We start from the raw sequence: 22,750 nt of genomic DNA, 5'->3' as shown, positions 1-22,750 counted from the left end.
GGACACAGCAACCCCCAATCAGAAGCGGTAATCGAAACCAACAGTGAAGTAGCGACCGCGCAGGTCGTACTGGCTGAAGTCGTACGGCGCACGGATGCCCGGGAACGAGGCGTCGTACGGCGGTTCCTCGTCGGCCAGGTTCTGGATCTTCGCGTACAGGGTCAGCTTCTCCAGCCCGGTGTAGGCCAGGTACAGGTCGAACTGGCTGTACGAATCCACCCGGTCCTGCACCGAGGTGGCCGCCGCGCTCGCCTTCTGGTCATAGCCGCTGGTGTAGTACCAGGTCAGCGCGGTGCGGAAGTCGCGGTAGTTCCAATCCAGCGAGGTGGTGGCCTTGTTGGCGGGCAGCGTGGCGCCGAGGTTGCTGCCGGCGTAGTCCACCAGCGGGCCACCGACCACGGTCGGGCGGCGGTAGTCGCGCACGTGGGTGAACGCGGTGGAGAGGGTGAAGTCGCCGGCACGTTCGGTCGGGAAGCGCTGGCGCAGTTCCACGTCGAAACCGGAGGTCTTCAGCTCGCTCAGGTTCTGGTAGCGGTTGAACACCGCCAGCAGCTTGCCGCGCTCGTCGCGGGTGACCGCACCGGGCACGTCGTTGGTGACCAGGGTCTGGGTGTTGTTGGTGCCAACCAGGTTTTCCAGTTCGATGCGGTAGTAGTCCACGCTCAGGCTGGTGTTGCTCCACGGCGACAGCACGACGCCCAGGTTGTAGCTCTTGGTGCGCTCCGGCTTGAGGTCGCTGTTGCCGACGGTGAAGAAGGTCGGGTTCTGCCGCGAGCCGGGCACGTCCGGGTCGCGCGGGTCGATCACGCTGCCGTAGGCGATGCTGGTGCTGTTGGAGTTCTCCGACAGCGACGGTGCGCGGAAGCCCTTGGACGCCGCCGCGCGCACCAGCAGGATGTCCCACGGCTGCCAGCGCAGGCTCAGCTTGGGCGAGAAGGCATCGCCAAAATCACTGTAGTGGTCGGCGCGCGCGGCGGCCTGCAGTTCCAGGCGCTCGGCCAGCGGCACGTTGACTTCGGCATACGCGGCGGTGACCTTGCGCTCGCCATGCACTTCGGCAATGGCCGGGCGGATCTGCAGGCCGGCGTCGATCTGCCAGGGGTTTTCCGAGTCCAGCTTCTCGCGGCGCCATTCCAGGCCGGCGGCAAACCCGATCGGGCCGGCCCAGGTGCTGCCCAGGCCACCGGAGATCTTGGCGTCCACGCCCTGCAGCACCGACTCGGCCGGACGCAGCGTGCTCAGATTGATGCTGTCGATCACCGCCTGCGGCGTGGCCGAGGGGTTGAGCAGGTTGTAGCTGCCGCTGGCCAGTGCGTCGGCCAGGGTCCAGCGGTTGGCGAAGCCGCCGGAGACGGTTTCGCGCTCGCTGCTGCGCGCGCCGAACGCGCCCACTTCCCAGTCCCAGTCCTGCAGGCTGCCGCGCAGCCCGACCACGCCGCGGTAGGCGGTGGAGCGGTTGGTCTTGAAGCTGGGGCCGAGGTTGAAGAAGGTGTATTCGATCGGGATGGCGCGCCCATAAGGGTTGAACGGGCTGCTCGCCGGCAGGTTGGACGAGACCGGCTCGGCCAGCCCGGTGTCGGCGTTGAGCGCGAAGCGGCCGCTTTCCAGGGTGAAGAACGGGCTGCTGCCGAACCAGGACACGCCCTTGATCTCGCTGTAGATCACTTCGCCAAAGGCTTCGACGTTGTCGTTCACCTTGAAGGTGCCGTTGACGTAGGCCTGGTAGCGCTTGGTCGAGGGAATCAGGGTGGTGTATGGCGCCAGGTTGTAGCCACAGGTGTTGCCCGCCAGGCCGTCGATCGGCGCGCTGGGCACCAGCGTGGTGTTTTCCGGGCACTGGCCGTTGGCGTCGAGCATCGGCACCGAGGTGCCGTTGACCAGGAAGCGCGCGCCCTTGGCCGACCAGCCATTCCAGCGGCCGCCGGGCTTGTCGGTGTAGATGCCGGATTTGGTGAGGTCGCGCTGGTCCTGGTCCAGGCGTTCGCGGTTGTAGCCTTCCAGGCTGACCAGGATGTTGTAGCCATCCGCTTCAAGGTCGCCGATGCCGCCGATGAATTTGAGGTTCTGTTCGTCCAGCCCGCCCTGGTCGGCGGTGCCGACGCTGCCGCCGAGCTCGGCGCCTTCGAAATTCTGCCGGGTGATGATGTTGACCACGCCGGCCACGGCGTCGGAGCCATACACGGCCGAGGCGCCGTCCTTGAGCACTTCGATGCGCTCCACCGCGACCATCGGCAGTGCGTTGAGGTTGACGAAGGTGTCGGACAGGCCGCCGGCCGGGAACCCGTAGTTGGCCAGGCGGCGGCCGTTGAGCAGCACCAAGGTGTTCTTCTGCGAGAGCCCGCGCAGGCCGATGCCGGCCGAGCCGGAGGCCCAGCCGTTGTTGGTGGTTTCGTTGGCGGCGTTGCCGGTGTTGGCGCTGATCGAGCGCAGCAGGTCGGCGACGGTGGCCTTGCCGGTGGCTTCGATCTCCTGGCGGCCGATCACCTGCACCGGGTTGGCCGTTTCGGTGTCGGTGCGCTTGATGTTGGAGCCGGTGACACGCACGGCGGCGAGGGTTTTGCTGTCGCTGGCGGCGTCAGCGGTGGCGTCTACGGCAACTGCAGGCAAAGGCGTAGCCAGAGCGGCGGAAAGCGCCGCTACAAGTAGGGTGTGCTTGGGCATGAACTCGTTGGGGGTAGTGAGCGAGTAGTTCCGCAGTAGTCCATGCCAAGGGCTTAACGGGCCAATAACATCGCTTCATGCGGATATAACGAAAAGTAACATCTCTTCATCCGGATGGATATGTTTTTGTTGGATGGCCGTACAATGGCGGCATGGAAATCTTCAAAGTCTTTACCCTCGAAGCGGCCCACCGCCTGCCCAACGTGCCGCCGGGCCACAAGTGCGCGCGCCTGCACGGCCATTCGTTCCGGGTGGAACTGAAGGTCGAAGGCGAACCGGGCGAACACACCGGCTGGATCATGGATTTCGGCGACGTCAAAGCGGCCTTCAAGCCGATCTACGACCGCCTGGACCACCACTACCTCAACGACATCCCCGGCCTGGAGAACCCGACCAGCGAAGTGCTGGCGCGGTGGATCTGGAACGAGCTCAAGCCGAGTCTGCCGGCGCTGAGCGAGGTGACCGTGCATGAGACCTGCACCTCGGGGTGCCGCTACCGCGGCTGAGTGCCAACCCTTTGTTCCTGAACGGATTAGTTGGAACACCGGCCGGTTCAGAAATTAGTTGTTGCAATGCACCAAGATCGGCGTATGCTGCATTGCATCAAACAGAATTTGCGTGGGTCCCTCCCCCCACGCAATCCAGGACCCGACAGAACCCTCCCTCTGTCGGGTCTTTTTTTTGTCCGCGCGAAAAGCGATCCCTGTTCCGGGGTCATGCCTTACCGAACGTGGAAGGGTTCCGTGCGGTCGTTTGGGAACCGACCCTACCCGCCTGGCATCAACGGGGCGATGCGTCCAACGCCAGCGGTCGCACCACCTGCACCAATGTCATCAAGGTTTTGCCCGGCTCTTCCCACGGCATCATGTGCGCCGAATGTTCGAACCACACGCCCTGCTTGAAGGGGGCCCGCACGTTCTTCAACCAGCGGTCGGTGGGCGCGGACGGGGTGGTGTAATCGTGGCGGCCCATGAACATCACTACCGGGATCGGGAAGCGGGTGATCGGGTTGAAGTCCACCTTCAGCATCTGCGGCAGCAGCGGTCCCAGTGACAGCACGCTGCCCTTGTCGATGTTGCAGCGATCGGCGTCGGAGTACTCGGGCGAGAGCTTCGCGGCACCGAAGAAATACTTCGAATCATCCCGGTACGCGGTGAGCCCGCCGTAGTACTGCGGCCAGGTACGTGCGGTGATGATGCGCTCGCGCGTGATCGGGGTATTGCCCGGGTACGGTGCAATGGCTTCCAGCTCGGCCACTGCCTTGCTGTTCCCGTGCGCCTTTGCCTGTGCCAGTCCGTAGTCGAAGCTGATCTTCTCGTTCTCGACCTGGTTGATGATCTGGCCGATGCCCACGTAGGCATGGAACAGGTCCGGCCGCTTCATGGCCGCCTGCATTGCGACGATGGTCCCCCAGCTGTGCGCCATCAGGATCACCTTGCGCTGGCCGAGGTGGGCGCGCAGGTGTTCGGCCACTTCGATGGCGTCGTCGACGTAGCGCTCGATGGTCAGGGTCGGTGCGACCTGCTCCGGCGGCGCTTCGGCATAGGTCTTGCCCGCACCGCGCTGGTCCCAGTCGACCACCGTGAAGTACTCCTCCAACGGCCGCTGGAACTGCCACATGCTGGGCGTTGACGGGCTTGCCGGGCCGCCGTGCACGAACAGCAGCACCGGGTTGGCGCGGTCGTCGCCGCGGATGGTCAGCCACTGGCGCAGCCCGCCGATCGGGGTGGCGTAGTGCTCCTGGATGCCGTTGGGCGTGGTGATCCGCTGCAGGTCGCGCACCACCGCGCGTGCGGGTTCCAGGGCGGCGGTGTCAGGGCAGGATTGGGCGAAGGCGGATGGGGTGATGGACAACGCGATGGTCAGGCAGATGAGCAAGCGCATAGGGCCTCCGGGTGTACGGGCATCTTGCCACGCGCGACGTAGTGCCGGCCGCTGGCCGGCTCTGCATGAATCCGGCAGCACGAGGAGCCGGCCGGCGGCCGGCACTACCAGAGGCCGCAGCGCGCCCGCCGGAATCCCGTGGTCAATCGATCAACGGGCGGCAGCAGGCAGCGTGAACACGAACAACGCGCCTTCCCTGCTCTCCATCAACCGGATCTCGCGGCCGTGCAGCTGCAGAATGCGGTGCACGATCAGCAACCCCAGCCCGCCGCTGTCCGGGCGGTCACTGCCCAGTGCCGGCGGGGTGTGGAACAGGTCGTCGCGACGCGCCGCCGGAATGCCCGGGCCGGTGTCGGCCACGCTGACCTGGACCTCGCCCTGCACCGCCTGCAGCGTGACCGTAATGCGCCCGCCTTCCGGGGTATGCCGGATCGCGTTGTCGAGCAGGTTGGTGAGTACCCGTTCGATCAGGCCCAGGTCGGCGTCCACCGCCGGCAGCCCGGGTGGGATCTCCGCCACCAACGCCTGCCGCCGGGCCTGTGCGGCCAGCTCGAACTTCTGGAACACGTCCTGGACCAGATCCGGCAGCGAGAACGCCTGGCGGTCCAGCACCACCCCGCCGTGCTCCAGCCGCGCCAGCTCGAACAGCGCCTGCGCCAGGCGGCCGACCTTGTGGCTCTGCGACAGGGCGATGGCCAGGTACCGTTGCCGTTCCTCGGCGCTAAGCGTGGCGTCCTTCAACGCCAGCGTTTCCAGGTAACCGTGCAGCGACGACAGCGGCGTGCGCAGGTCGTGCGAGATGTTGGCGACCAGCTCGCGCCGCTGCAGGTCCTGCTGGCGCAGCTGCTGCCACTGGTCGTTGAGCCGCTGGCCCATGTGCCCGAAGCTGTGCTGCAGGATCGCCAGCTCGTCGCGCTCACCGGCGCGCAGCGGCGTGGGCGGTACCGGCTGTGCCGGCGCTGCCGCGTCCACGTCGAAGGACTGCACGCGCCGGGTCAGCAGCCGCAGCGGGCGGGTCACCCATCGGAACGCCACCGCGCCGGCCAGCAGCCCGATCACCGCCACGATCGCCAGCGACCACAGCGTGGTGCGCAGGCTCGCGTTGGCCGCGATGTTGGCCGCCAGCGCCTCGCGCTGCTCGCCGACCAGCACCACGTAGATGTAACCGGCCTGGCGCCCCTGCACGAACAGCGGTGCGGCGTTGAACACCTTGCGGCCGGTCTCACTGCGTGGGTCGTCGCCGAGGATGGGGAGCGGCTCGTCGCGCAGCAGCGCCTGCACCGGCGCCAGGTCCACGCGGTCGCGCTTGAGGTGGCCGCTGGGCGCGTCGTGGCCGAGGATGCGGCCCTGGTCGTCCAGCAGGTACACCTCCACGCTGGGGTTCACCGCCATCAGCTTGCCGAACAGCGCGCGCACTTCGCCGCTGCGCATGCCGCCGCCGTCCATCAGTTCGCCGCTGCGTGCGATGTGTTCGGCCAGCCCGCGCGAAAGCCGCTGCACGGTTTCCTGCTCATGCACGCGGGTGCTGCGCATCTGGATCGCCATCAGCGCACCGCAGCACACCAGCAGCAGCGCGAAGAACGCCACCGACAGGCGCTGGGAAAGACTCAGGCGGATCATGCCGACGCCGCCTCGCTGCCGTCGACCAGCTTGTAGCCGCGACCCCATACCGTCTGGATGCGCTGCGGCGAGGCCGGGTCGCGTTCGATCTTGTTGCGCAGCCGGTTGATGTGGGTGTTGACGGTGTGCTCGTAGCCGTCGTGCTGGTAGCCCCAGACCTGGTTGAGCAGGTCCATGCGCGAAAACACCTGGCCGGGATGGCGGGCGAAGAAGTACAGCAGGTCGAATTCGCGCGGGGTCAGCTCCAGCGCGCGGCCTTCGACCTGCGCGGTGCGCGCAACCGGGTCGATGCGCAGCCCGGCCACCGCCAGTTCACCGGCGTCGATGCGCGCGTTCTGCGCCATCGCCTCGACCCGGCGCAGCAGCGCCTTCACCCGCGCCACCAGTTCCAGCATCGAGAACGGCTTGGCCAGGTAGTCGTCCGCGCCCAGCTCCAGGCCGAGGATGCGGTGCACTTCGCTGGCGCGGGCGCTGGTGATGATGATCGGGGTGTAGCGGGCCATGCCGCGTGCGCGCCGGCAGATCTCCAGCCCGTCCACGCCGGGCAGCATCAGGTCCAGCACCAGCGCGCTCCACGGCTGCGCTTCGAGCAGGGCCAGGCCCTCGTCGCCGGTGGCGGCGTGGGTGACCTCATAGCCCTCGTCGCGCAGGTGCATGCGCAGCAGGTTGGCGATGTGGACATCGTCCTCGACGATCAGGACCTGTTTTGCACTGCTCATCGGCACGCGGGGGAGTGGCGGGAAGGTAGCCGCATTGTGGTCGGATCCGGACCTGAATGTGTCACGGAAAATTTAACCATGCGTGAGGATTCGTTGATCGGCCGGGGCGCAGCATGGCCCCATCGTATCCAGAGCTGGAGATCGGCCATGCAGTTCACCCGTCGCAGAGTGCTTGGCATGGGCGCCCTGGGCGCCGCCGCCGGGCTGTTCGGGCTCACCGCCTGCAGCGCCAGCGCCCCGGCCGCTCCGGTGGCCTCGCGCCGCTTTGAAGTGATGCGCACCGACGCGCAATGGCGCGAGCAGCTCACGCCTGCGCAGTATTCGGTGCTGCGCCGGCAGAGCACCGAGCGCCCCTTCAGCAGCCCGCTCAACAAGGAACACCGGCGCGGTACGTTCGCCTGTGCCGGATGCGGGCTGGCGCTGTTCTCCTCCTCCACCAAGTTCGACAGCGGCACCGGCTGGCCGAGCTTCTGGGCGCCGCTGCACAACGCGGTGGCCGAGGACCGCGACACCACGCTGGGCATGGTCCGGGTGGAGGCGCACTGCCGGCGCTGTGGTGGGCACCTGGGCCATGTATTCGACGACGGCCCGCGCCCGACCGGCCTGCGCTACTGCATGAACGGCGTGGCGATGAACTTCGTCGCCGCTGACGACGAGACACGCGTGCGGATACCGAACCGCACGTAACGAATCCGCGATCCATCCGTTTACAGGGACTCACTGATGATCCTGCTTGTACTGGCCTATCTTGGCGGCGTATTGACCATCCTCAGCCCGTGCATCCTGCCGGTGCTGCCGTTCGTGTTCGCGCGCTCGGACCGGCCGTTCCTGCGCAGCGGGTTGCCGCTGCTGGTCGGCATGGCGCTGATGTTCGCGGTGGTGGCCAGCCTGGCGGCGGTGGGCAGCCAGTGGGTGGCGCAGGCCAACCAGGTGGGGCGCTGGATCGCGCTGGTGGTGATGGCGCTGTTCGCGCTGGCGCTGCTGTGGCCCACCCTGGCCGACCGCATGCTCTCCCCGTTCCAGCGGCTGGGCGCGCGCCTGAGCGCTTCGGCCGACAAGGCCAGCGACGCCGGTCGTGGCGGGGTGGGCACCTCCCTACTGATCGGCGTGGCCACCGGGCTGCTGTGGGCGCCGTGCGCCGGGCCCATCCTCGGCCTGATCCTGACCGGCGCGGCGCTGCAGGGCGCCAGCGTGGGCACCAGCGGCCTGCTGCTGGCCTACGCGCTGGGCGCGGCGACCTCGCTGGCGCTGGCGATCTGGATCGGTGGGCGGGTGTTCACCGCGCTCAAGCAGCGCCTGGGCGCCGGTGAGTGGATCCGCCGCGGGCTGGGTGTGGCCGCATTGCTGGCGGTGGTGGCCATCGCGATGGGCTGGGATACCGGCGTGTTGACCCGTCTTTCCACGGTCAGCACCGCGAAGCTGGAGCAGGGCCTGCTCGACACCCTGCCCGGCCAGACCCCGCAGGCCGGCCCGGCGATGATGATGCGCGCGGCCGACGCCAATGCACCGCTGCCGGTGGAAGGTACGCTGCCCTCGCTGGCCGGTGCCACCGGCTGGCTCAACAGCCCGCCGCTGAGCGCCGAAGGTCTGCGTGGCAAGGTGGTGCTGGTCGATTTCTGGACCTATTCCTGCATCAACTGCCTGCGCGCCCTGCCCTACGTGCGCGAGTGGGAGCAGCGCTACCGCGACCAGGGCCTGGTGGTGATCGGCGTGCACGCGCCGGAGTTCGCCTTCGAACGCAACCTGCGCAACGTGATGGGCGCGGTGGACGAGTTGAAGATCACCTACCCGGTAGCGATCGACAACGATTTCGCGATCTGGCGCGGTTTCAACAACCGCTACTGGCCGGCGCACTACTTCATCGACGGCAAGGGCCAGATCCGCGCGCACCATTTCGGCGAAGGCAACTACAAACAGTCCGAGCAGATCATCCGCCAGCTGCTGCGCGAGAACGGCGCCACCCTGCCCGACGAACCGGCGCAGGCCATGGCCATGGCGGCCGCAGCCCCGCGCGAAGGCGTGGAGCGGCAGGCCGACATGCGTAACCTGAAATCGCCGGAGACCTACCTGGGCCATGGACGTGCGGAGAACTTCGCTTCGCCCGGTGGGCAGCGCAACGACCAGCCCGCTGATTACGTGGTGCCGCCGTCGCTGGCGCTGAACCAGTGGGCGCTGGCCGGGAACTGGACGGTGGGCGACGAGGATGCGCAGCTGCAGCGCGCCGGCGGCCGCATCGCATTCCGCTTCCACGCGCGTGACCTGCACCTGGTGCTGGCGCCCGGCGAGGACGGCAAGGCAGTGCGCTTCCGGGTGCGCGTGGATGGCCAGGCGCCGGGGGCGGCCGCCGGTGGCGACGTCGATGCCGATGGCGGCGGCGTGGTGAAGGAACACCGCCTGTACCAGTTGATCCGCCAGGACGGCGATGTCGGCAAACGCACTTTCGAGATCGAGTTCCTTGACCCCGGCGTGCACGCCTACGCCTTTACCTTCGGTTGAACCGGGAGAGACCCATGCGACTTTCCGTAGACAAACTGGTGGCCGGTGGCATCGCCGCCGTGATCGCCACACTTACTGTCACCGCCGTGTTGAGCCTGGATCGTCCTGCGTATGCCGCGGGCGCCGAAAAGGTGGTGGCGGTGCCGGCGCCGAGCGGCGCGGCCGATCTGAAGCTGCCGGGCAAACGTGCCCAAGTAGTGTTCGCCGGCGGCTGCTTCTGGGGCGTGCAGGGCGTTTTCCAGCACATCAAGGGCGTGGACAACGCGGTCTCCGGCTACATCGGCGGCAGTCGCGCCGACGCCAACTATGCGCGGGTCAGCGGCGGCGGTACCGGTCATGCCGAGGCGGTGCAGGTCACCTACGACCCCAGCCAGGTGAGCTATGGCCAACTGATGCAGGTGTTCTTCTCGGTGGTGCACGACCCCACCCAGCTCAACCGCCAGGGCCCGGACCGTGGCACCCAGTACCGCTCGGCGGTGTATGCCGACGATGCCGCGCAGCGCGATGCCACCAAGGCGTATATCGCGCAGCTGCAGCAGGCACGCGCGTATGCGGCGCCGGTGGTGACCACGGTGGATGGCGGCAAGCCGTTCCAGGCGGCTGAGGGCTACCACCAGAACTACCTCACCCTGCACCCGGAATCCCTGTACATCCGCATCAACGACCAGCCCAAGGTGGCGGCGCTGCAGCGCATGTACCCGCAGCTGTACCGCGAGAAGCCGCGCCTGGTATCGACGCTGTCGGTGCGCTGAAAGCGGCTCAGCTGGTCAGCAGGTGGCAGGCCAGCTGCGCCGGGTCCGCGCCCGGCGCGTACGGCAGGCGGCCCCAGAACGGCAGCGGCAGGCGCGCGCGCAGCAGGCCTACGTTGTCGTCGATGCGTTCCATCTGCGGGTCGACCTCGTTGGCGATCCAGCCGATGCAGGTCGCGCCGCTGGCGGCGATGGCCTGCGCGGTCAGCCGCGCATGGTTCAGGCAGCCCAGGCGCAGGCCCACCACCATCACCACCGGCAGCTGCAGCGCGTGCACCAGGTGCGACTGGTCCAGCGTGGTAGAGAGCGGCGCCAGCCAGCCGCCCACGCCTTCCACCACCACCGTGTCGGCCTGGGCGCGCAGCCGCGCGAAGGCGGCCTCGATCGGCGCCAGCGACAGGGTGACCCCGGCCGCGGCGGCGGCCAGCTCGGGAGCCAGAGGCAGCGGCAGTGCGTAGGGATTGAGGTCGGCGTAGGCCGGGGTCGGCAGGCTGGCGGCGAACAGTGCGGTGGCGTCTTCGTTGCGCAGGCCTTCAGCGGTGTCTTCACAGCCGCTGGCGACCGGCTTCATGCCCACCGCGCGGTGCCCGCGCTGGCGCAGGGCGTGCAGCAGGGCGCAGCTGCTGAAGGTCTTGCCGATGCCGGTATCGGTGCCGGTGACGTAAAAGGCAGGCGGGAGCGCGGACGGGGACATGGCCAGGCCGATGAACAGGGGCCTGCATTATCACCGGCACCGCAGCGTTCCGCGCCCGGCGGCCCGGTCCCGGGCCCCGCTTGCTAGACTGCGGGCATGTTCGATACCACCACGCTCACCGGCAGCAAGCCGGAACAGTACGGCCAGCTGCTGGCCCAGGCCCGCGCCCTGGTGCACGGGGAACGCGACCGCATCGCCAATGCCGCCAACCTGTCAGCGCTGGTCTACCACGCCCTGCCGCAGCTGAACTGGGTGGGTTTCTACTTCTACGACGGCACCGAGCTGGTGGTTGGCCCGTTCCAGGGCTTGCCGGCCTGCGTGCGCATTCCGCTCAGCAAGGGCGTGTGCGGGGCGGCGGCGACGCAGCGGGTGACCCAGCGCATCGAGGACGTGGATGCGTTCCCGGGCCACATCGCCTGCGATTCGGCCTCGCGCTCGGAACTGGTGGTGCCGCTGTTCAAGGGCGACACCCTGGTCGGCGTGTTCGACCTGGACAGCCCGGTGCTGTCGCGCTTCGACGCGGACGACCAGGCAGGGCTGGAAGCGATTGCCGCGGTGTTCGTCGAGGCGCTGGGATGAGCGCGAAGCTGCGCAACATCGGCCCCAAGAGCGCCGCCTGGCTGCGCCAGGTCGGTCTGCGCACGGCCGAGGACCTGGCCGCCAGCGGTGCGGTGGGCGCGTTCGTGAAGGTTCGTCGCGCGGGGTTCAAGCCCAGCCTCAACCTGTTGTATTCGCTGGAAGGGGCGTTGCAGGACTGCCATTGGCAGGAGTTGCCGGAAGCGCGGCGTACTGCGCTGGTGGCGGAGTATGAGGCGATCATTGCCGACAACCCGCTGAAGAAGGCGCCGCCGGCGTCCGGGCCGGTGTATGAGCGGACCGTGGTCAGTGATGATGATGGGGATGATGCGTCGTTTGCTTCAGAGGACGACGAACGGGGTTGATGTTGCGTGGGACACGCGTGGCGAGTCGCTACGGTTGTTGCAGCTCGAGTAACTCGCCCCACAGGTCGTCGCCGTCGCGTTCGATGCGCAGCCGCACGCGGGTGCCGTGGTCGATGCGCAAGCCCCAGCACATCGCCATCGGCAGGCCGCAGACCTGCGAGAGCACCATGCGCAACGGGCCGCCATGGCTGACCACCACGGTTGGTACCGGGTCCGGTTCGTCCAGCAGGCGGTGCAGCGCACGCGCGATGCGGCGCTCGAAATGGCCCCAGCTTTCGCCGTGCGGCGGCGGGTTGGCATGCGGGTCCAGATGGAAGGCCGACAGCGCCTGCATCGGCAGTGCGTCGAGCGGTTGCCCATCCCAGTCGCCGAAATCCAGTTCTTCCCATTCCTCGTCTGGCTCCACGTCCAGGCCACGCGGCCCTGCCAGGGCCTCGGCGGTGCCCACGGCGCGCTGACGCGGCGAGCACAGCACCCGCTCCCATGCGAGGTCGGCATAGCGCTCGCACAGCGCGTCGGTGCTGCCGGTTTCCAGCGCAGGATCGGTGCGTCCGTCCAGATGGTCGTCACGACCGGTGGCGGCGTGCCGGATCAGGTCCAGGATCATTGGTGCGGCACCCCCTGCAAAAAGCGAGGCGCATTCTAACCGGTCGCGCCGCTGCACTGGGCCGGGCGCAAAGGTTTGCTCTACACTGCGCGCACTTTCAGGTGACCTGCGGCGCATGCCGGCAGGTTGAAACGGGAAGCCGGTGACGCAACAGGTCCAGCCTGCCGCCACTCCGGCGCTGCCCCCGCAACGGTAAGCGTGGAACACCAGGCAATACGCCACTGTGCTCGTGCATGGGAAGGCGCCTGGTGCGATGGTCCGCCATCGGCCCGCGAGCCCGGAGACCGGCCTGGAAGACGACTGGTTGCGATGCGGCGGGCATGGCGGCGGCAAGCAGTGCCGTGCGCGCTGCCCACCGTCGCGCGTCTTCCGTTGACCACCACCCCCAATCTTGCCGCGCGGGCGTGCGCGGTGCATGGAGTCAACGATGAAGCTGCAGATCCAAACGCTTTCCCTTGCCGTACTGACGGCGCTGCCGCTGCTGGCGGCCGCCCAGGACGATGCCGCCGTACTGGACCCGATCCTGGTCACCGCTACGCGTACCCCGATCGCCCTGCACGACAGCATCTCGCCGGCGCAGGTGATCGACCGTGCCGAGATCGAGCGCAGCCAGGCGCCGTCGCTGCAGGACCTGCTGCGCGGCCGTGCCGGCATCAACCTCAACAACAGCGGTGGGCTGGGCAAGCAGAGCTCGCTGTTCCTGCGCGGCACCAACTCGGCCCATACCCTGGTGCTGGTCGACGGCGTGCGCATCAACACCGGCGACCTTGGCCTGGCCATGCTGCAGGACCTGCCGCTGGCGCAGATCGAACGCGTGGAGATCGTGCGCGGCCCGCAGTCCAGCCTGTATGGCGCCGACGCCATCGGTGGCGTGATCCAGATCTTCACCCGCCGCAATGCCGGCGACTTTGCGCCGCACCTGCAGCTGGGCGGTGGCAGCAACGGCCTGCGTGAAGCCAGCGGCGGCTTCGGCGGCACCGGCGCGCGCGGCTGGTTCGGCACCGACATCGCCTACCAGCACACCGACGGCATCAATGCCTGCCGTGGCGATGCAGCCACCTTCGCCGGCTGTGGTGCCGACGAGCCCGACCGCGACGGCTACCGCAACCTGTCGATGAGCCTGCGCGGCGGCTACTCGCTGACCGACACGCTGCAGGTGGAAGGCACCGCGCTGCGCGCCGAAGGCGAGAACCATTACGACGGGTACTACAACTACTCTGAAACGCTGCAGCAGGTGCTCGGCGGCAAGGTCCGCTATACGCCGAGCGAGCGCTTCACGCTGACCGCCAACGTCGGCCGCGCCGACAACGAGTCGGACAACTACAACGACAGCACCTGGCTGGGTGCGGCGCAGACCCACCGCGACAGTGCGTCGGTGCAGGCCGATGTCGGTTTCGCCGAGGGCCAGCTGCTCAGCGCCGGCGTGGATTGGAGCCAGGACAACCTGGACGGCAGCAGCGCGGGGTATCTGGTCGACAGCCGCGACAACACCGGCGTGTTCGTGCAGTACCAGGGCCGTTTCGGTGCGCACCAGCTGCAGGCCAGCCTGCGCAACGACGACAACGAGCAGTTCGGCAACCACACCACCGGCAGCCTGGGCTGGGGCATGGACCTGGCGCGCGGCTTCCGTTTGAACGCAAGCTACGGTACCGCGTTCAAGGCGCCGACCTTCAGCGACCTGTACGACCCGTGGAGCGGTGTGCCGGAGCTGGACCCGGAGAAGTCGAAGAGCGCCAACCTCGGCGTTGCGCAGCAGGGCGACGGCTGGCGTTGGGGGTTGGATGTGTATGAAACCCGCATCGACGACCTGATCACCTATGACGCCACCACCTTCATGATGTCGCAGGTGGAGAAGGCGCGCATCCGGGGCGCCGAGTTGACCGGCTTCATCACGGTGGCCGGGTTCGATTTCAATGCGCAGCTGAGCCATACCGATCCGCGCAACCGCACCGACGGCAGCGCACAATTCGACAACTGGCTGGCGCGCCGCGCGCAGGACACCGCGCGGCTGGATATCGACCGCCGCTTCGGCGACTTCCGCGCCGGTGTCACCGCGACCGGTTCGGGCAAGCGGTATGACAATGCCGACAATACGGTGCGGCTGGCGGGCTATGGCACGGTGGACCTGCGCCTGGAGTATGCGATCAGCCGCGACTGGTCGGTGCTGGGTCGGGTGAGCAATCTGTTCGACCGCGAGTACGAGACCGTGGCGTGGTTCAACCAGCCGGGGCGTGAGTACCGGTTGAGCGTGCGGTACCAGCCGAAGTAAGGCGGTTTGGGATGGCCGGCATCGAGAGGTGCCGGCCAGAGGTTGCGGGTTGCCGGCCAGCGGCCGGCACTACAGATCCAGCAGTTCCTGCAGGTTGTCCATCACCGCTACTGCTTCTACATTTTCCAGGTCCAGGCCGCGCGGATAGCCGTAGCGCACCAGCGCTACCGGCATGCGTGCATCCACGGCGGCGCGGTAATCGGTGATCGAGTCGCCGACCATCAGCGCCGCTTCGGGCGCGACATCGAACGCGGCCGCGATGTGCCGCAGCGGTTCGCCACTGGGTTTGCGTTCGGGCAGCGAGTCGCCGCCGAGCACCTTCGCGAAATAGTCCTGCACGCCCAGGTGCGCGAGCAGCGGGCCGACCATGGCCACCGGTTTGTTGGTGCAGATCGCCAGCGGAACGTTGCGTGCCTGCAATGCCTGCAGCGCCGGCACCACCCCATCGAACAGGCGCGGGCTGCGCAGCAGGCAGGCCTCGTAGTGGCGCATGAATCCGGGCATCACCTTCGCAAGGTCGATGTCGCTGTGGGCAGCGGTGAAGGCCTGTTCCACCAGCCGGCGCACGCCGTCGCCGATCCAGGTCAGAACGGTGGCTTCGGGCACGCGCGGCAGTTGCCAGTCTTCCAGGGTGCGGTTGAGCGCTTCGGCGATATCGGCGGCGCTGTCGACCAGCGTGCCATCGAGGTCGAAGATGACCAGCGGATAGGGATAGGACACGGGGGAGCCTTGCGTGGGGAATCCCCATTGTAAGTGCGCACCCGTGCAACGAATCGGACCACTGCCGGTGGTGTTTCCCCGATTGCCGAGGCATAAGCTGGCTTTCCTCCCCGCTACGGACGTCGCCCCATGAAGATTGCCCTCGTTGGTGCCACCGGCAACATCGGCCGTGAAATCACCCGCCAGGCCCTGGCCCGCGGCCATCAGGTCACCGCCATCGTGCGCCGTAAGACGGACCTCCCTGCCGAACTGGACGGCGCGCAGCTGGCCGTGGCCGCGCTGGACGACACCGACGCCCTGGCGGCCGCCATCGCTGGCCATGACGTCCTAGCCAGCGCGTTCGGCCCGCGGCCGGGCGACGAACCCTCCGCGGTCACCACGGTCACCGCGGAACTGGTCAAGGCCGCCCGCCAGGCTGGCGTGCCGCGCTTCCTGATGGTCGGCGGCGCCGGCACCCTGGAAGTCGCCCCCGGCGTGCAGCTGGTGGACACCGAGGGCTTCCCGGACGCGTACAAGCCGGTGGCGCTGGCCGCGCGTGAAGCGTTCAACCTGCTGCAGAAGGTGGACGACCTGGATTGGACGTTCTATTCGCCGGCCGCCGAAATCGGCCCGGGGCCGCAGAAGGGTGGGTTCCGCACGCAGGCCAAGCAGTTCCTGGTCGGCGCCGATGGGCACAGCCGGATCAGTTACGCGGACTACGCCGATGCGTTCGTCAGCGAGATCGAGTCGCCGCAGTATGTGAAGCAGGTGGCGACCGTGGCGTATTGAGGTCGGTGGGGCGACGTGCGGACTCGATTGGGGGTCATGCCCTACCGCGCGTTGCCCTGCCATCGGCGGTCGACTGGGGTGCGACCCTACCGGCAGTTTTTCGCCTGCGCTGAGCGCGCGCGGTCGTTCGGACGCAGCGGGATTTCCCCGGTAGGGTCGCGTCCCAATCGACCGCCGATAACGCTGATCACACCGGCGAAGGCATGACCCCGGATCGAAGCAGCACCCACCCGACAAGCACGCCCACGGTCACCCGTTCAGCGGATCGAACAATCCGAGCTGCGTCACCCCTTCACGTTCGCGGAATCCCCCCAACCCCACGCCCACCAGGCGATAGCGCGTCTCCGCCGGCAGGTCTACCCGCGCGCGCAGTGCCAGCGCGATGTCGCGCAGCTCTTCCAGCGTTTCCGGCGGCGACTCCGGGGTGAAGCTGCGGGTGATGATGCGGAACTGCGAGGTCTTCAACTTCAGCACCACCGTGTGCCCCACCCGCTCGGTCTTGCGCGTGGCCTGCCAAGTCTTGCCCGCCAGTTCCACGATGGCCGGTTCCAGCGCCTCCAGCGGCAGATCCTCGGCGAAGGTGTCTTCAGAGGAAATCGACTGCACCTGCTGGTCCGGCTCCACCGGCCGCTCGTCGATGCCGCGCGCGCGCCGATACAGGCTGCCGCCATAGCTGCCGAAGCGCGCTTCCAGCAGCTCCAGCGGCAGCGCGCGCAGGTCGCCGACGGTGACGATGCCAAGCTCGGCCAGCTTGCCCTCCATCACCTTGCCCACGCCCGGCACGCGCTTCACAGGCAGTGGGGTGAGGAACTGCTCGATCCGGTGCGGCGGCACCACGAACTGGCCGTCCGGCTTGCGCCAATCCGAGGCGATCTTGGCCAGGAACTTGTTCGGCGCGATGCCTGCCGACGCGGTCAGCTGGGTCTCTTCACGTATCTGCGCGCGGATCTGCTGGGCGATCTCGGTGGCCACGGTCATGCCGCCCTTGTGCACGGTCACGTCCAGGTAGGCCTCGTCCAGCGACAGCGGCTCCACCAGGTCGGTGTGGCGCAGGAAGATCTCGCGCACCTGGCGCGACACCGCCTTGTAGCGCACGAAATCGGGTGGCACGAACACCGCGTCCGGGCACAGCCGCTCGGCGCGCAGCGCGGGCATCGCCGAGCGGATCCCGAACACGCGCGCCTCGTAGGACGCTGCGCAGACCACCGAGCGCGCCCCCTTCCACGCCACCACCACCGGCCTGCCGCGCAGCGACGGATCGTCGCGCTGCTCCACCGAGGCGTAGAACGCGTCCATGTCGACGTGGATGATCTTGCGTTGTGCGGACACGGCGGTGGCTCAAGGCCCAGGGCGGAAGAAAGATATGAACAGATTACAGCCACACGCCTGGGTATGGTCTTTTCATAACAACAACATGCGTTTTTCAAGCTGAAAACACTACGCCGGCGTACGGTTAAAACGTTTGATTGAATGAAAAATACGCTGCACTCTTGGGCACTTTCATTGGCAACCAACAGCCGCCTCCGGGCCGGCGCCAACCCGATGTCACCTTCCTCAGGATTGCGTTTTCCATGACTCGTCTCCACGCGTTCTCGCGCGAACAGCTGCTGGCCAGTGCCCGTGGCGAACTGTTCGGGCCGGGCAGCGGTCGCCTGCCCAACGATCCGATGCTGATGTTCGACCGCATCACCGACATCCGCGATGAAGGCGGTCCACACGGCAAGGGCTACGTGCGTGCTGAGCTGGATATCCGCCCCGACCTGTGGTTCTTCGGCTGCCATTTCATCGGCGACCCGGTGATGCCCGGCTGCCTGGGCCTGGACGCGATGTGGCAGCTCACCGGCTTCTACCTCACCTGGCTGGGCGCACCTGGCCGTGGCCGCGCACTGGGTTGCGGTGAAGTGAAGTTCACCGGCCAGGTGCTGCCGGACGCCAAGCTCGTCACCTACGAAATCGACATCACCCGCGTCATCAACCGCAAGCTGGTCATGGCGCAGTCCGATGCGCGCATGCTGGTCGATGGCCGCGAAATCTATACCGCAAAGGACCTCCGCGTAGGTCTGTTCACTTCCACCGAGAACTTCTGATGCGTCGTGTCGTCATTACCGGAATGGGCATCACCTCGTGCCTGGGCAACGATCTGGACACCGTGTCCGCCGCACTGCGTGAAGGCCGTCCCGGCATCCGCAACCTGCCCGACCATGCCGAAGCCGGACTGCGCAGCCACGTCGGCGGCAACGTCGAGCTGGACCTGGACGCGCAGATCGACCGCAAGCTGAAGCGCTTCATGAGCGATGCCTCGGCCTACGCCTACATCGCCATGCGCGACGCCATCGCCGACGCCGGCCTGGACGAGTCGCAGGTGGTGAATCCGCGCACCGGGCTGATCGCCGGTTCCGGCGGCGGTTCCAGCCAGTGGCAGGTGGAGTCGGCCGACATCCTGCGCGCGCGTGGCGTGCGCAAGGTCGGCCCGTACATGGTGCCGCGTACGATGTGCTCGACCGTGTCGGCCTGCCTGGCCACCGCATTCCAGATCAAGGGCCTGAGCTATTCGCTGTCGGCCGCGTGCGCGACCTCGGCACATTGCATCGGCGCCGCCGCGGACCTGATCCGTCATGGCGCGCAGGACGTGATGTTCGCCGGTGGCGGTGAAGACCTGCACTGGTCGATGAGCGTGATGTTCGATGCGATGGGCGCGCTGTCGACCCGCTTCAATGAGACCCCGGCTACTGCCTCGCGCCCGTACGACAAGGACCGCGACGGCTTCGTCATCGCCGGTGGCGGCGGCATGCTGGTGCTGGAGGACTACGACCACGCTGTTGCCCGTGGCGCGCGCATTTACGCCGAGCTGATCGGCTACGGCGTGACCTCCGACGGTGCCGACATGGTCGCCCCGTCCGGTGAGGGCGCGGTGCGCTGCATGCACATGGCGATGAAGGATGTGAGCGGTCCGATCGACTACCTCAACACGCACGGCACCTCGACCCCGCTGGGCGACGTCACCGAGCTGAAGGCGGTGCGCGAAGTGTTCGGCGAATCGATTCCGCCGCTGTCCTCGACCAAGGCGCTGTCAGGCCACTCGCTGGGCGCGGCAAGCGTACATGAAGCGATCTACTGCCTGCTGATGATGCGCGACGGCTTCATGGCCGGTTCGGCCAACATCGGTGAGCTGGACCCGGCGGTGGAAGGGTTCCCGATCGTGCGCGAGAGCCAGGACGTGCAGTTGAACACGGTGATGTCCAACAGCTTCGGCTTTGGCGGCACCAATGCGGCGCTGGTGTTTGGCCGGGTGTAATGGCCGACGTTCCGCGTGAACAGAAAACCCGGCCATGTGCCGGGTTTTTTGTGTGTGCATCTCTGTGCATGCGACTCAGCGCGACAACAGCGGCAGCAGCAATGCGTGGGCGTCGTGCAGGGAATCGACGATGCGGTGGCCGAGGGCACGCAGCGCTTCGTCGGGGTGCACCAGGTCGGGCACCTGGATCGCGGTCATGCCGGCCGCGAGCGCGGCGCGGGTACCGGCCGGGGAGTCTTCCAGCGCCAGGCAGCGCGCGGGGTCCTTGCCCAGCTTGTGCGCGGCCAGCAGGTAGATGTCCGGCGCCGGCTTGGGGTGGGCGACCTGATCGCTGGTGACCACGTGGTCGAAGTACGGCAGCAGGCCGGCCGCAGCCAGCTTGCGGTTGGCGCGCGGCTGCCGGGTGGAGGTGGCCACCGCGCGCGGAATGCCGTGCGCCTGCAGCAGCTGCAGGAGCTCCATGATGCCCGGGCGCAGCGGCAGGCCCTGCTGGGTGCGCGCTTCGTACAGGTCGTGGCAGCGCGCGTACAACGCGGCCACCTGGTCGGCGCTGATGTGCTGCAGCAGCAGCTGTTCGCAGTCGCGGTCGCCCAGCCCGACCAGCCCCAGCCAGAAGTCATCCGCGAACGGCAGCTGCAGCTCCTGCGCCGCCTGCGACCAGCAGGCGATGGACACCCGCTCGCTGTCGATCATCAGGCCATCCATGTCGAAGATGACCGCCTCGGGCAGGAACGGCAGCGCGGCGATCAGGGTCATGGCACGTTGAACAGCGTTTCCAGGTCGGCCGCATCGAGGATGCGCCACTCGCCTTCCGGCAGGTCGCCCAGCGACAGCCCGCCAATGCGGCTGCGGTGCAGCGCCTGCACGTGGTTGCCCACCGCGGCGAACATGCGCCGTGCCTGGTGGTAGCGACCTTCGTGCAGGACCAGCTCGGCTTCGCGCGGCGAACGCACATGCAGCTCGGCCGGCAGCAGCGGCTTGTCGTCTGATTGCAACATCAAGCTGCCGCTGGCGAAGCGCGCGGCCTCGTCGCCGTGCAGGTCCTGCGCCAGGGTCACCTGGTAGGCCTTGTCCAGGCGCGATTTGGGCGAGACGATCCGGTGCAGCAACGCGCCGTCGTCGGTCATCAGCAGCAGCCCGCTGGTGTCGCGGTCCAGCCGGCCCACCGACGACAGCAGCGGCGAGCGCTCGCGGTAACGCGGCGGCAGCAGGTCGTAGATCAGCCGGCCCTTGTCCTTGGTCGAACAGGTGTAGTCGCGCGGCTTGTGCAGCATCAGGGTCAGCCCCGCCGGCGGGTCCAGCGGCTCGCCTTCAACGCGGATCGCGGCGTGCTCGACCTGGTCGTCGGCATACAGCACCTCGCCTTCGGCGTCGGTCACCAGGCCTTCGCGGAACATCAGCTGGACCTGCTTGCGGCTGCCATAGCCGAGGTTGGCCAGCAGCTTCACCAGCTTCATGCGCGCTTCCCGCTGCGGACCGGAGCCGCCTTGGCCTTGGTCGCTTCGATCAGCTTGAAGCCATCGCGCTCGGCGGCGACGCGCACGTCGCCGAAGCTTTCATTGAGGATCTGCTCGTACGGCAGGTGGCGGTTGGCCACCAGCCACATTCGCCCGCCCGGGCGCAGCGCCTCGGCGGCCACGGCAATGAAGCGACGGCCGATGTCCGGGCGGTCGCCACGCGATGGGGTGTGGAACGGCGGGTTGGTCACGATGAAGTCGTACTGGCCCTGCACGCCAGCGGTGACGTCATGCCAGTGGAAGCCGAGCTTGGCCGGCGAGGCCAGCTTCTCGAGGTTCTCCCGGGCAAGCGCCAGCGCGCGGCCTTCGGCCTCGAACAGGTCCAGTCCGGTCACCTGCGGGCAGCGCTGCAGCACCTCGGTGGAGAGGTAGCCGTAACCCGCGCCGAGGTCGGCGCCGCGCCCGGCCAGATCGGCCGGCAGCTGCTCCACCAGCAGGGCGGACGCCGGGTCGATCCGGTCCCAGGCAAAGATGCCGGGGCGGCTCTGGAAGCGCCCGCTCAGGATCGCGCGCGGCGCGTCCAGCGCGGCCCAGCGCTGGGCCAGCGCGGCGTCGTGCTGGCCGTTGAGCGGCGCGGTCCAGTAAACCCGGCAGTGGTTCTTGGTCATCTTGCCGCCCAGCCCGGCCAGCTGCTGCAGGTCGCCTTCGCCAGAGCGCGCGCCTTCGTTGTTGTGCTGGCAGGCCACCACGATGCCGCCCGGGGCGGCCAGGGCCAGGGCCCGGGCAAACAGGGCGCGGGCTTCCTCGCGCTGGCGCGGCGGCAGCACCAGCACCACGGCGTAGCGGGTCGCGTCCTCGCCCAGCTGCTGCTCATCACGCACGGTCCAGCCACTGGCTTCCAGCGCGTCGGCGAACGGGCGGAAGCTCTGTTCGCAGACCAGCTGGCCCGGCTGCGCGCGTTCACGCAGCGGCCAACCGTCGCGGGCGCGCAGGAACAGCACCGGACCGGCCGGCCAGGTCAGCGCGCCGCCGAAAGGCAGGAACAGGGTTTCCAGGGGAGCGTCGTGCTGGGCAGCCATGCGGGGGCAGATCTTGAAAAGTGACCGCCATTCTAACGTTTTGCCCGATCCGCCTCGTTCCTGTCGCGATTTGCGTTTATTCAACGCTGTCTTGATGCCACCGCAACATGCCGTCGGTCAGGGTGAAGGCTCACTTGCAACGGAGGTAGCTCATGCGCGCATTGTTCGTCGGGGGCGTGGTCGACAACAGCGAGATGGACCTGGAAGGCGCACAGCCGCCGGTTCATTACCCGGAAGACACCGGCGGCGGGCACGCGCGGTACCGGCTGCACCAGGTGGGCAAGAAGGACGACGGCGCGGTCGCATACGCGGTGTACGGCGCGCCGGACCTGGCGGACGAAGAAGTGTCGCGCGTGGCGGACGAACGTGCGTACGCGCGCCGGTTCGAGGCGACACCCGAGGTTTTCCAGCACTGAAGTAGCGCCGGGCCCAGCCCGGCGCTACGGGTGCGGCGGCAGCTCGCTGACCGATGCGATCTGGTCCAGCCACAGCAGATGCTGCTGGGCCGGGTCGTTCAGGTCGTCCAGGCGCAGTTCGCCGTTGGTGCCTTCGTTTTCATCCGCATCGCGGTACTGCTGCACGGTGGGCTGTACCGCAACCGTGCCGGACACGCGGGTGCCGTCCTTCAGCGTCACTTCCACCTGGGTCTGGCCCTTGAGCTGGGGCAGCAGGGCTTCCAGCGCGGCGATGTCGGCCTGGTGGGTGTGGATGGTGGGGGCATAGCGGGACATTCTGGATCCTTTGGGTTGCACAGCCACGCAGGGCGTGGCTCTACCGGGTTGTCGGAAACC

Annotated in this window: 23 protein-coding genes and 1 riboswitch; of the genes, 11 read left to right on the top strand and 12 right to left on the bottom strand. The window is 67.9% G+C overall.

The features are described from left to right. Positions 1–18: 18 nt before the first annotated feature. Positions 19–2,661, bottom strand: a complete 2,643-nt coding sequence (locus tag PDM28_RS02765; RefSeq protein WP_311183745.1) for a TonB-dependent receptor — start codon at positions 2,659–2,661, stop codon at positions 19–21. A gap of 152 nt (positions 2,662–2,813) precedes the next feature. Here PDM28_RS02765 and queD point away from each other — a divergent pair, with 152 nt between their 5' ends. Further along, positions 2,814–3,167: a 6-carboxytetrahydropterin synthase QueD gene (queD, locus tag PDM28_RS02760; protein ID WP_070207058.1), complete on the top strand. Its 354-nt coding sequence runs from the start codon at positions 2,814–2,816 to the stop codon at positions 3,165–3,167. A gap of 274 nt (positions 3,168–3,441) precedes the next feature. On the opposite strand, the gene PDM28_RS02755 is transcribed toward queD, so the two are convergent. The 3 genes from PDM28_RS02755 to PDM28_RS02745 all read right to left on the bottom strand — a co-directional run bounded on the left by PDM28_RS02755 (position 3,442) and on the right by PDM28_RS02745 (position 6,884). Next, entirely contained in the window at positions 3,442–4,545 is a 1,104-nt protein-coding gene (locus tag PDM28_RS02755) for an alpha/beta fold hydrolase (protein WP_311183744.1), read from the bottom strand. A gap of 150 nt (positions 4,546–4,695) precedes the next feature. Next, positions 4,696–6,165, bottom strand: coding sequence for a sensor histidine kinase (locus tag PDM28_RS02750; protein ID WP_311183743.1), 1,470 nt, complete (start codon positions 6,163–6,165; stop codon positions 4,696–4,698). After that, positions 6,162–6,884: a response regulator transcription factor gene (locus PDM28_RS02745; RefSeq protein ID WP_311183742.1), complete on the bottom strand. Its 723-nt coding sequence runs from the start codon at positions 6,882–6,884 to the stop codon at positions 6,162–6,164. The genes PDM28_RS02750 and PDM28_RS02745 overlap by 4 nt, the downstream gene beginning before the upstream one ends. Positions 6,885–7,031: 147 nt before the next feature. On the opposite strand from PDM28_RS02745, the gene msrB reads away from it, so the two are divergent. From msrB to msrA, 3 genes are read left to right on the top strand one after another with little or no spacing between them, the layout of a single operon-like run. Next, the gene (gene msrB, locus PDM28_RS02740) at positions 7,032–7,571 is read left to right on the top strand and encodes a peptide-methionine (R)-S-oxide reductase MsrB (protein WP_311183741.1); all 540 of its coding nucleotides are present in this window, start codon (positions 7,032–7,034) and stop codon (positions 7,569–7,571) included. Between the two features lie 36 nt (positions 7,572–7,607). Beyond that, a complete protein-coding gene (locus tag PDM28_RS02735) occupies positions 7,608–9,380 on the top strand; it encodes a cytochrome c biogenesis protein DipZ (protein ID WP_311183740.1) in 1,773 nt (590 codons plus the stop codon). Positions 9,381–9,394: 14 nt separating this feature from the next. Beyond that, the gene (gene msrA / locus PDM28_RS02730; protein ID WP_311183739.1) at positions 9,395–10,132 is read left to right on the top strand and encodes a peptide-methionine (S)-S-oxide reductase MsrA; all 738 of its coding nucleotides are present in this window, start codon (positions 9,395–9,397) and stop codon (positions 10,130–10,132) included. 7 nt (positions 10,133–10,139) lie between these two features. Here msrA and bioD read toward each other — a convergent pair whose 3' ends face one another. Continuing rightward, entirely contained in the window at positions 10,140–10,823 is a 684-nt protein-coding gene (bioD, locus tag PDM28_RS02725; RefSeq protein WP_311183738.1) for a dethiobiotin synthase, read from the bottom strand. Between the two features lie 96 nt (positions 10,824–10,919). Between bioD and PDM28_RS02720 the strand changes: the two genes are divergently transcribed. Together PDM28_RS02720 and PDM28_RS02715 are read left to right on the top strand one after the other, a co-directional pair. Next, positions 10,920–11,402, top strand: a complete 483-nt coding sequence (locus PDM28_RS02720) for a GAF domain-containing protein (RefSeq protein WP_311183737.1) — start codon at positions 10,920–10,922, stop codon at positions 11,400–11,402. Next, positions 11,399–11,764: a TfoX/Sxy family protein gene (locus PDM28_RS02715; RefSeq protein WP_102946531.1), complete on the top strand. Its 366-nt coding sequence runs from the start codon at positions 11,399–11,401 to the stop codon at positions 11,762–11,764. The genes PDM28_RS02720 and PDM28_RS02715 overlap by 4 nt, the downstream gene beginning before the upstream one ends. 28 nt (positions 11,765–11,792) lie before the next feature. Here PDM28_RS02715 and PDM28_RS02710 read toward each other — a convergent pair whose 3' ends face one another. Continuing rightward, positions 11,793–12,371, bottom strand: a complete 579-nt coding sequence (locus tag PDM28_RS02710) for a histidine phosphatase family protein (RefSeq protein ID WP_311183736.1) — start codon at positions 12,369–12,371, stop codon at positions 11,793–11,795. 82 nt (positions 12,372–12,453) lie between these two features. Continuing rightward, positions 12,454–12,678, top strand: a riboswitch (cobalamin riboswitch). A gap of 120 nt (positions 12,679–12,798) precedes the next feature. On the opposite strand from PDM28_RS02710, the gene btuB reads away from it, so the two are divergent. Beyond that, on the top strand, positions 12,799–14,640 hold the full coding sequence (btuB, locus tag PDM28_RS02705; RefSeq protein WP_311183735.1) for a TonB-dependent vitamin B12 receptor: 1,842 nt from the start codon (positions 12,799–12,801) through the stop codon (positions 14,638–14,640). A 69-nt stretch (positions 14,641–14,709) separates the two neighbouring features. Here btuB and gph read toward each other — a convergent pair whose 3' ends face one another. Then, positions 14,710–15,360, bottom strand: a complete 651-nt coding sequence (gene gph / locus PDM28_RS02700; protein WP_311183734.1) for a phosphoglycolate phosphatase — start codon at positions 15,358–15,360, stop codon at positions 14,710–14,712. Positions 15,361–15,489: 129 nt separating this feature from the next. Between gph and PDM28_RS02695 the strand changes: the two genes are divergently transcribed. Next, positions 15,490–16,128 (top strand): NAD(P)-dependent oxidoreductase, encoded by a 639-nt coding sequence (locus PDM28_RS02695; RefSeq protein WP_311183733.1) that lies wholly within the window; start codon positions 15,490–15,492, stop codon positions 16,126–16,128. A 249-nt stretch (positions 16,129–16,377) separates the two neighbouring features. Here PDM28_RS02695 and dinB read toward each other — a convergent pair whose 3' ends face one another. Continuing rightward, the gene (dinB, locus tag PDM28_RS02690) at positions 16,378–17,457 is read right to left on the bottom strand and encodes a DNA polymerase IV (RefSeq protein WP_311183732.1); all 1,080 of its coding nucleotides are present in this window, start codon (positions 17,455–17,457) and stop codon (positions 16,378–16,380) included. A gap of 242 nt (positions 17,458–17,699) precedes the next feature. Between dinB and fabA the strand changes: the two genes are divergently transcribed. Together fabA and fabB are read left to right on the top strand one after the other, a co-directional pair. Then, entirely contained in the window at positions 17,700–18,215 is a 516-nt protein-coding gene (gene fabA / locus PDM28_RS02685; protein WP_102946537.1) for a 3-hydroxyacyl-[acyl-carrier-protein] dehydratase FabA, read from the top strand. After that, on the top strand, positions 18,215–19,423 hold the full coding sequence (fabB, locus tag PDM28_RS02680) for a beta-ketoacyl-ACP synthase I (RefSeq protein ID WP_070208983.1): 1,209 nt from the start codon (positions 18,215–18,217) through the stop codon (positions 19,421–19,423). The genes fabA and fabB overlap by 1 nt, the downstream gene beginning before the upstream one ends. Before the next feature lie 75 nt (positions 19,424–19,498). Here the strand turns inward: fabB and PDM28_RS02675 are convergent, their stop codons facing one another. From PDM28_RS02675 to PDM28_RS02665, 3 genes are read right to left on the bottom strand one after another with little or no spacing between them, the layout of a single operon-like run. Next, positions 19,499–20,179, bottom strand: coding sequence for an HAD family hydrolase (locus PDM28_RS02675; protein ID WP_311183731.1), 681 nt, complete (start codon positions 20,177–20,179; stop codon positions 19,499–19,501). Further along, entirely contained in the window at positions 20,176–20,880 is a 705-nt protein-coding gene (locus tag PDM28_RS02670; RefSeq protein WP_311183730.1) for a pseudouridine synthase, read from the bottom strand. Before PDM28_RS02670 ends, PDM28_RS02675 begins: the two co-directional genes overlap by 4 nt. Beyond that, the gene (locus PDM28_RS02665; protein ID WP_311183729.1) at positions 20,877–21,959 is read right to left on the bottom strand and encodes a class I SAM-dependent methyltransferase; all 1,083 of its coding nucleotides are present in this window, start codon (positions 21,957–21,959) and stop codon (positions 20,877–20,879) included. The genes PDM28_RS02670 and PDM28_RS02665 overlap by 4 nt, the downstream gene beginning before the upstream one ends. Before the next feature lie 152 nt (positions 21,960–22,111). On the opposite strand from PDM28_RS02665, the gene PDM28_RS02660 reads away from it, so the two are divergent. Beyond that, the gene (locus tag PDM28_RS02660) at positions 22,112–22,375 is read left to right on the top strand and encodes a hypothetical protein (protein WP_102946541.1); all 264 of its coding nucleotides are present in this window, start codon (positions 22,112–22,114) and stop codon (positions 22,373–22,375) included. Positions 22,376–22,399: 24 nt separating this feature from the next. Here PDM28_RS02660 and PDM28_RS02655 read toward each other — a convergent pair whose 3' ends face one another. After that, positions 22,400–22,690 (bottom strand): DUF3247 family protein, encoded by a 291-nt coding sequence (locus PDM28_RS02655; protein WP_102946542.1) that lies wholly within the window; start codon positions 22,688–22,690, stop codon positions 22,400–22,402. Positions 22,691–22,750: the final 60 nt, after the last annotated feature.

This window comes from Stenotrophomonas aracearum (assembly GCF_031834615.1).
In the GTDB taxonomy this organism is placed as follows: Bacteria; Pseudomonadota; Gammaproteobacteria; order Xanthomonadales; family Xanthomonadaceae; genus Stenotrophomonas; species Stenotrophomonas aracearum.
Note: the sequence above shows the minus strand (reverse complement) of the source record. Positions and strands in the feature narration are given on the sequence as shown.

What these genes read in the sequence shown, in the direction of transcription:
- msrA (WP_311183739.1), top strand. Translation starts at nt 9,395, where the DNA reads ATGCGACTTTCCGTAGACAAACTGGTGGCCGGTGGCATCGCCGCCGTG.
- PDM28_RS02735 (WP_311183740.1), top strand. Translation starts at nt 7,608, where the DNA reads ATGATCCTGCTTGTACTGGCCTATCTTGGCGGCGTATTGACCATCCTC.
- bioD (WP_311183738.1), bottom strand. Translation starts at nt 10,823, where the DNA reads ATGTCCCCGTCCGCGCTCCCGCCTGCCTTTTACGTCACCGGCACCGAT.
- fabB (WP_070208983.1), top strand. Translation starts at nt 18,215, where the DNA reads ATGCGTCGTGTCGTCATTACCGGAATGGGCATCACCTCGTGCCTGGGC.
- PDM28_RS02675 (WP_311183731.1), bottom strand. Translation starts at nt 20,179, where the DNA reads ATGACCCTGATCGCCGCGCTGCCGTTCCTGCCCGAGGCGGTCATCTTC.
- PDM28_RS02670 (WP_311183730.1), bottom strand. Translation starts at nt 20,880, where the DNA reads ATGAAGCTGGTGAAGCTGCTGGCCAACCTCGGCTATGGCAGCCGCAAG.
- PDM28_RS02715 (WP_102946531.1), top strand. Translation starts at nt 11,399, where the DNA reads ATGAGCGCGAAGCTGCGCAACATCGGCCCCAAGAGCGCCGCCTGGCTG.
- fabA (WP_102946537.1), top strand. Translation starts at nt 17,700, where the DNA reads ATGACTCGTCTCCACGCGTTCTCGCGCGAACAGCTGCTGGCCAGTGCC.
- PDM28_RS02695 (WP_311183733.1), top strand. Translation starts at nt 15,490, where the DNA reads ATGAAGATTGCCCTCGTTGGTGCCACCGGCAACATCGGCCGTGAAATC.
- msrB (WP_311183741.1), top strand. Translation starts at nt 7,032, where the DNA reads ATGCAGTTCACCCGTCGCAGAGTGCTTGGCATGGGCGCCCTGGGCGCC.
- PDM28_RS02720 (WP_311183737.1), top strand. Translation starts at nt 10,920, where the DNA reads ATGTTCGATACCACCACGCTCACCGGCAGCAAGCCGGAACAGTACGGC.
- PDM28_RS02665 (WP_311183729.1), bottom strand. Translation starts at nt 21,959, where the DNA reads ATGGCTGCCCAGCACGACGCTCCCCTGGAAACCCTGTTCCTGCCTTTC.
- PDM28_RS02755 (WP_311183744.1), bottom strand. Translation starts at nt 4,545, where the DNA reads ATGCGCTTGCTCATCTGCCTGACCATCGCGTTGTCCATCACCCCATCC.
- PDM28_RS02660 (WP_102946541.1), top strand. Translation starts at nt 22,112, where the DNA reads ATGCGCGCATTGTTCGTCGGGGGCGTGGTCGACAACAGCGAGATGGAC.
- PDM28_RS02710 (WP_311183736.1), bottom strand. Translation starts at nt 12,371, where the DNA reads ATGATCCTGGACCTGATCCGGCACGCCGCCACCGGTCGTGACGACCAT.
- PDM28_RS02750 (WP_311183743.1), bottom strand. Translation starts at nt 6,165, where the DNA reads ATGATCCGCCTGAGTCTTTCCCAGCGCCTGTCGGTGGCGTTCTTCGCG.
- PDM28_RS02745 (WP_311183742.1), bottom strand. Translation starts at nt 6,884, where the DNA reads ATGAGCAGTGCAAAACAGGTCCTGATCGTCGAGGACGATGTCCACATC.
- PDM28_RS02655 (WP_102946542.1), bottom strand. Translation starts at nt 22,690, where the DNA reads ATGTCCCGCTATGCCCCCACCATCCACACCCACCAGGCCGACATCGCC.
- btuB (WP_311183735.1), top strand. Translation starts at nt 12,799, where the DNA reads ATGAAGCTGCAGATCCAAACGCTTTCCCTTGCCGTACTGACGGCGCTG.
- PDM28_RS02765 (WP_311183745.1), bottom strand. Translation starts at nt 2,661, where the DNA reads ATGCCCAAGCACACCCTACTTGTAGCGGCGCTTTCCGCCGCTCTGGCT.
- queD (WP_070207058.1), top strand. Translation starts at nt 2,814, where the DNA reads ATGGAAATCTTCAAAGTCTTTACCCTCGAAGCGGCCCACCGCCTGCCC.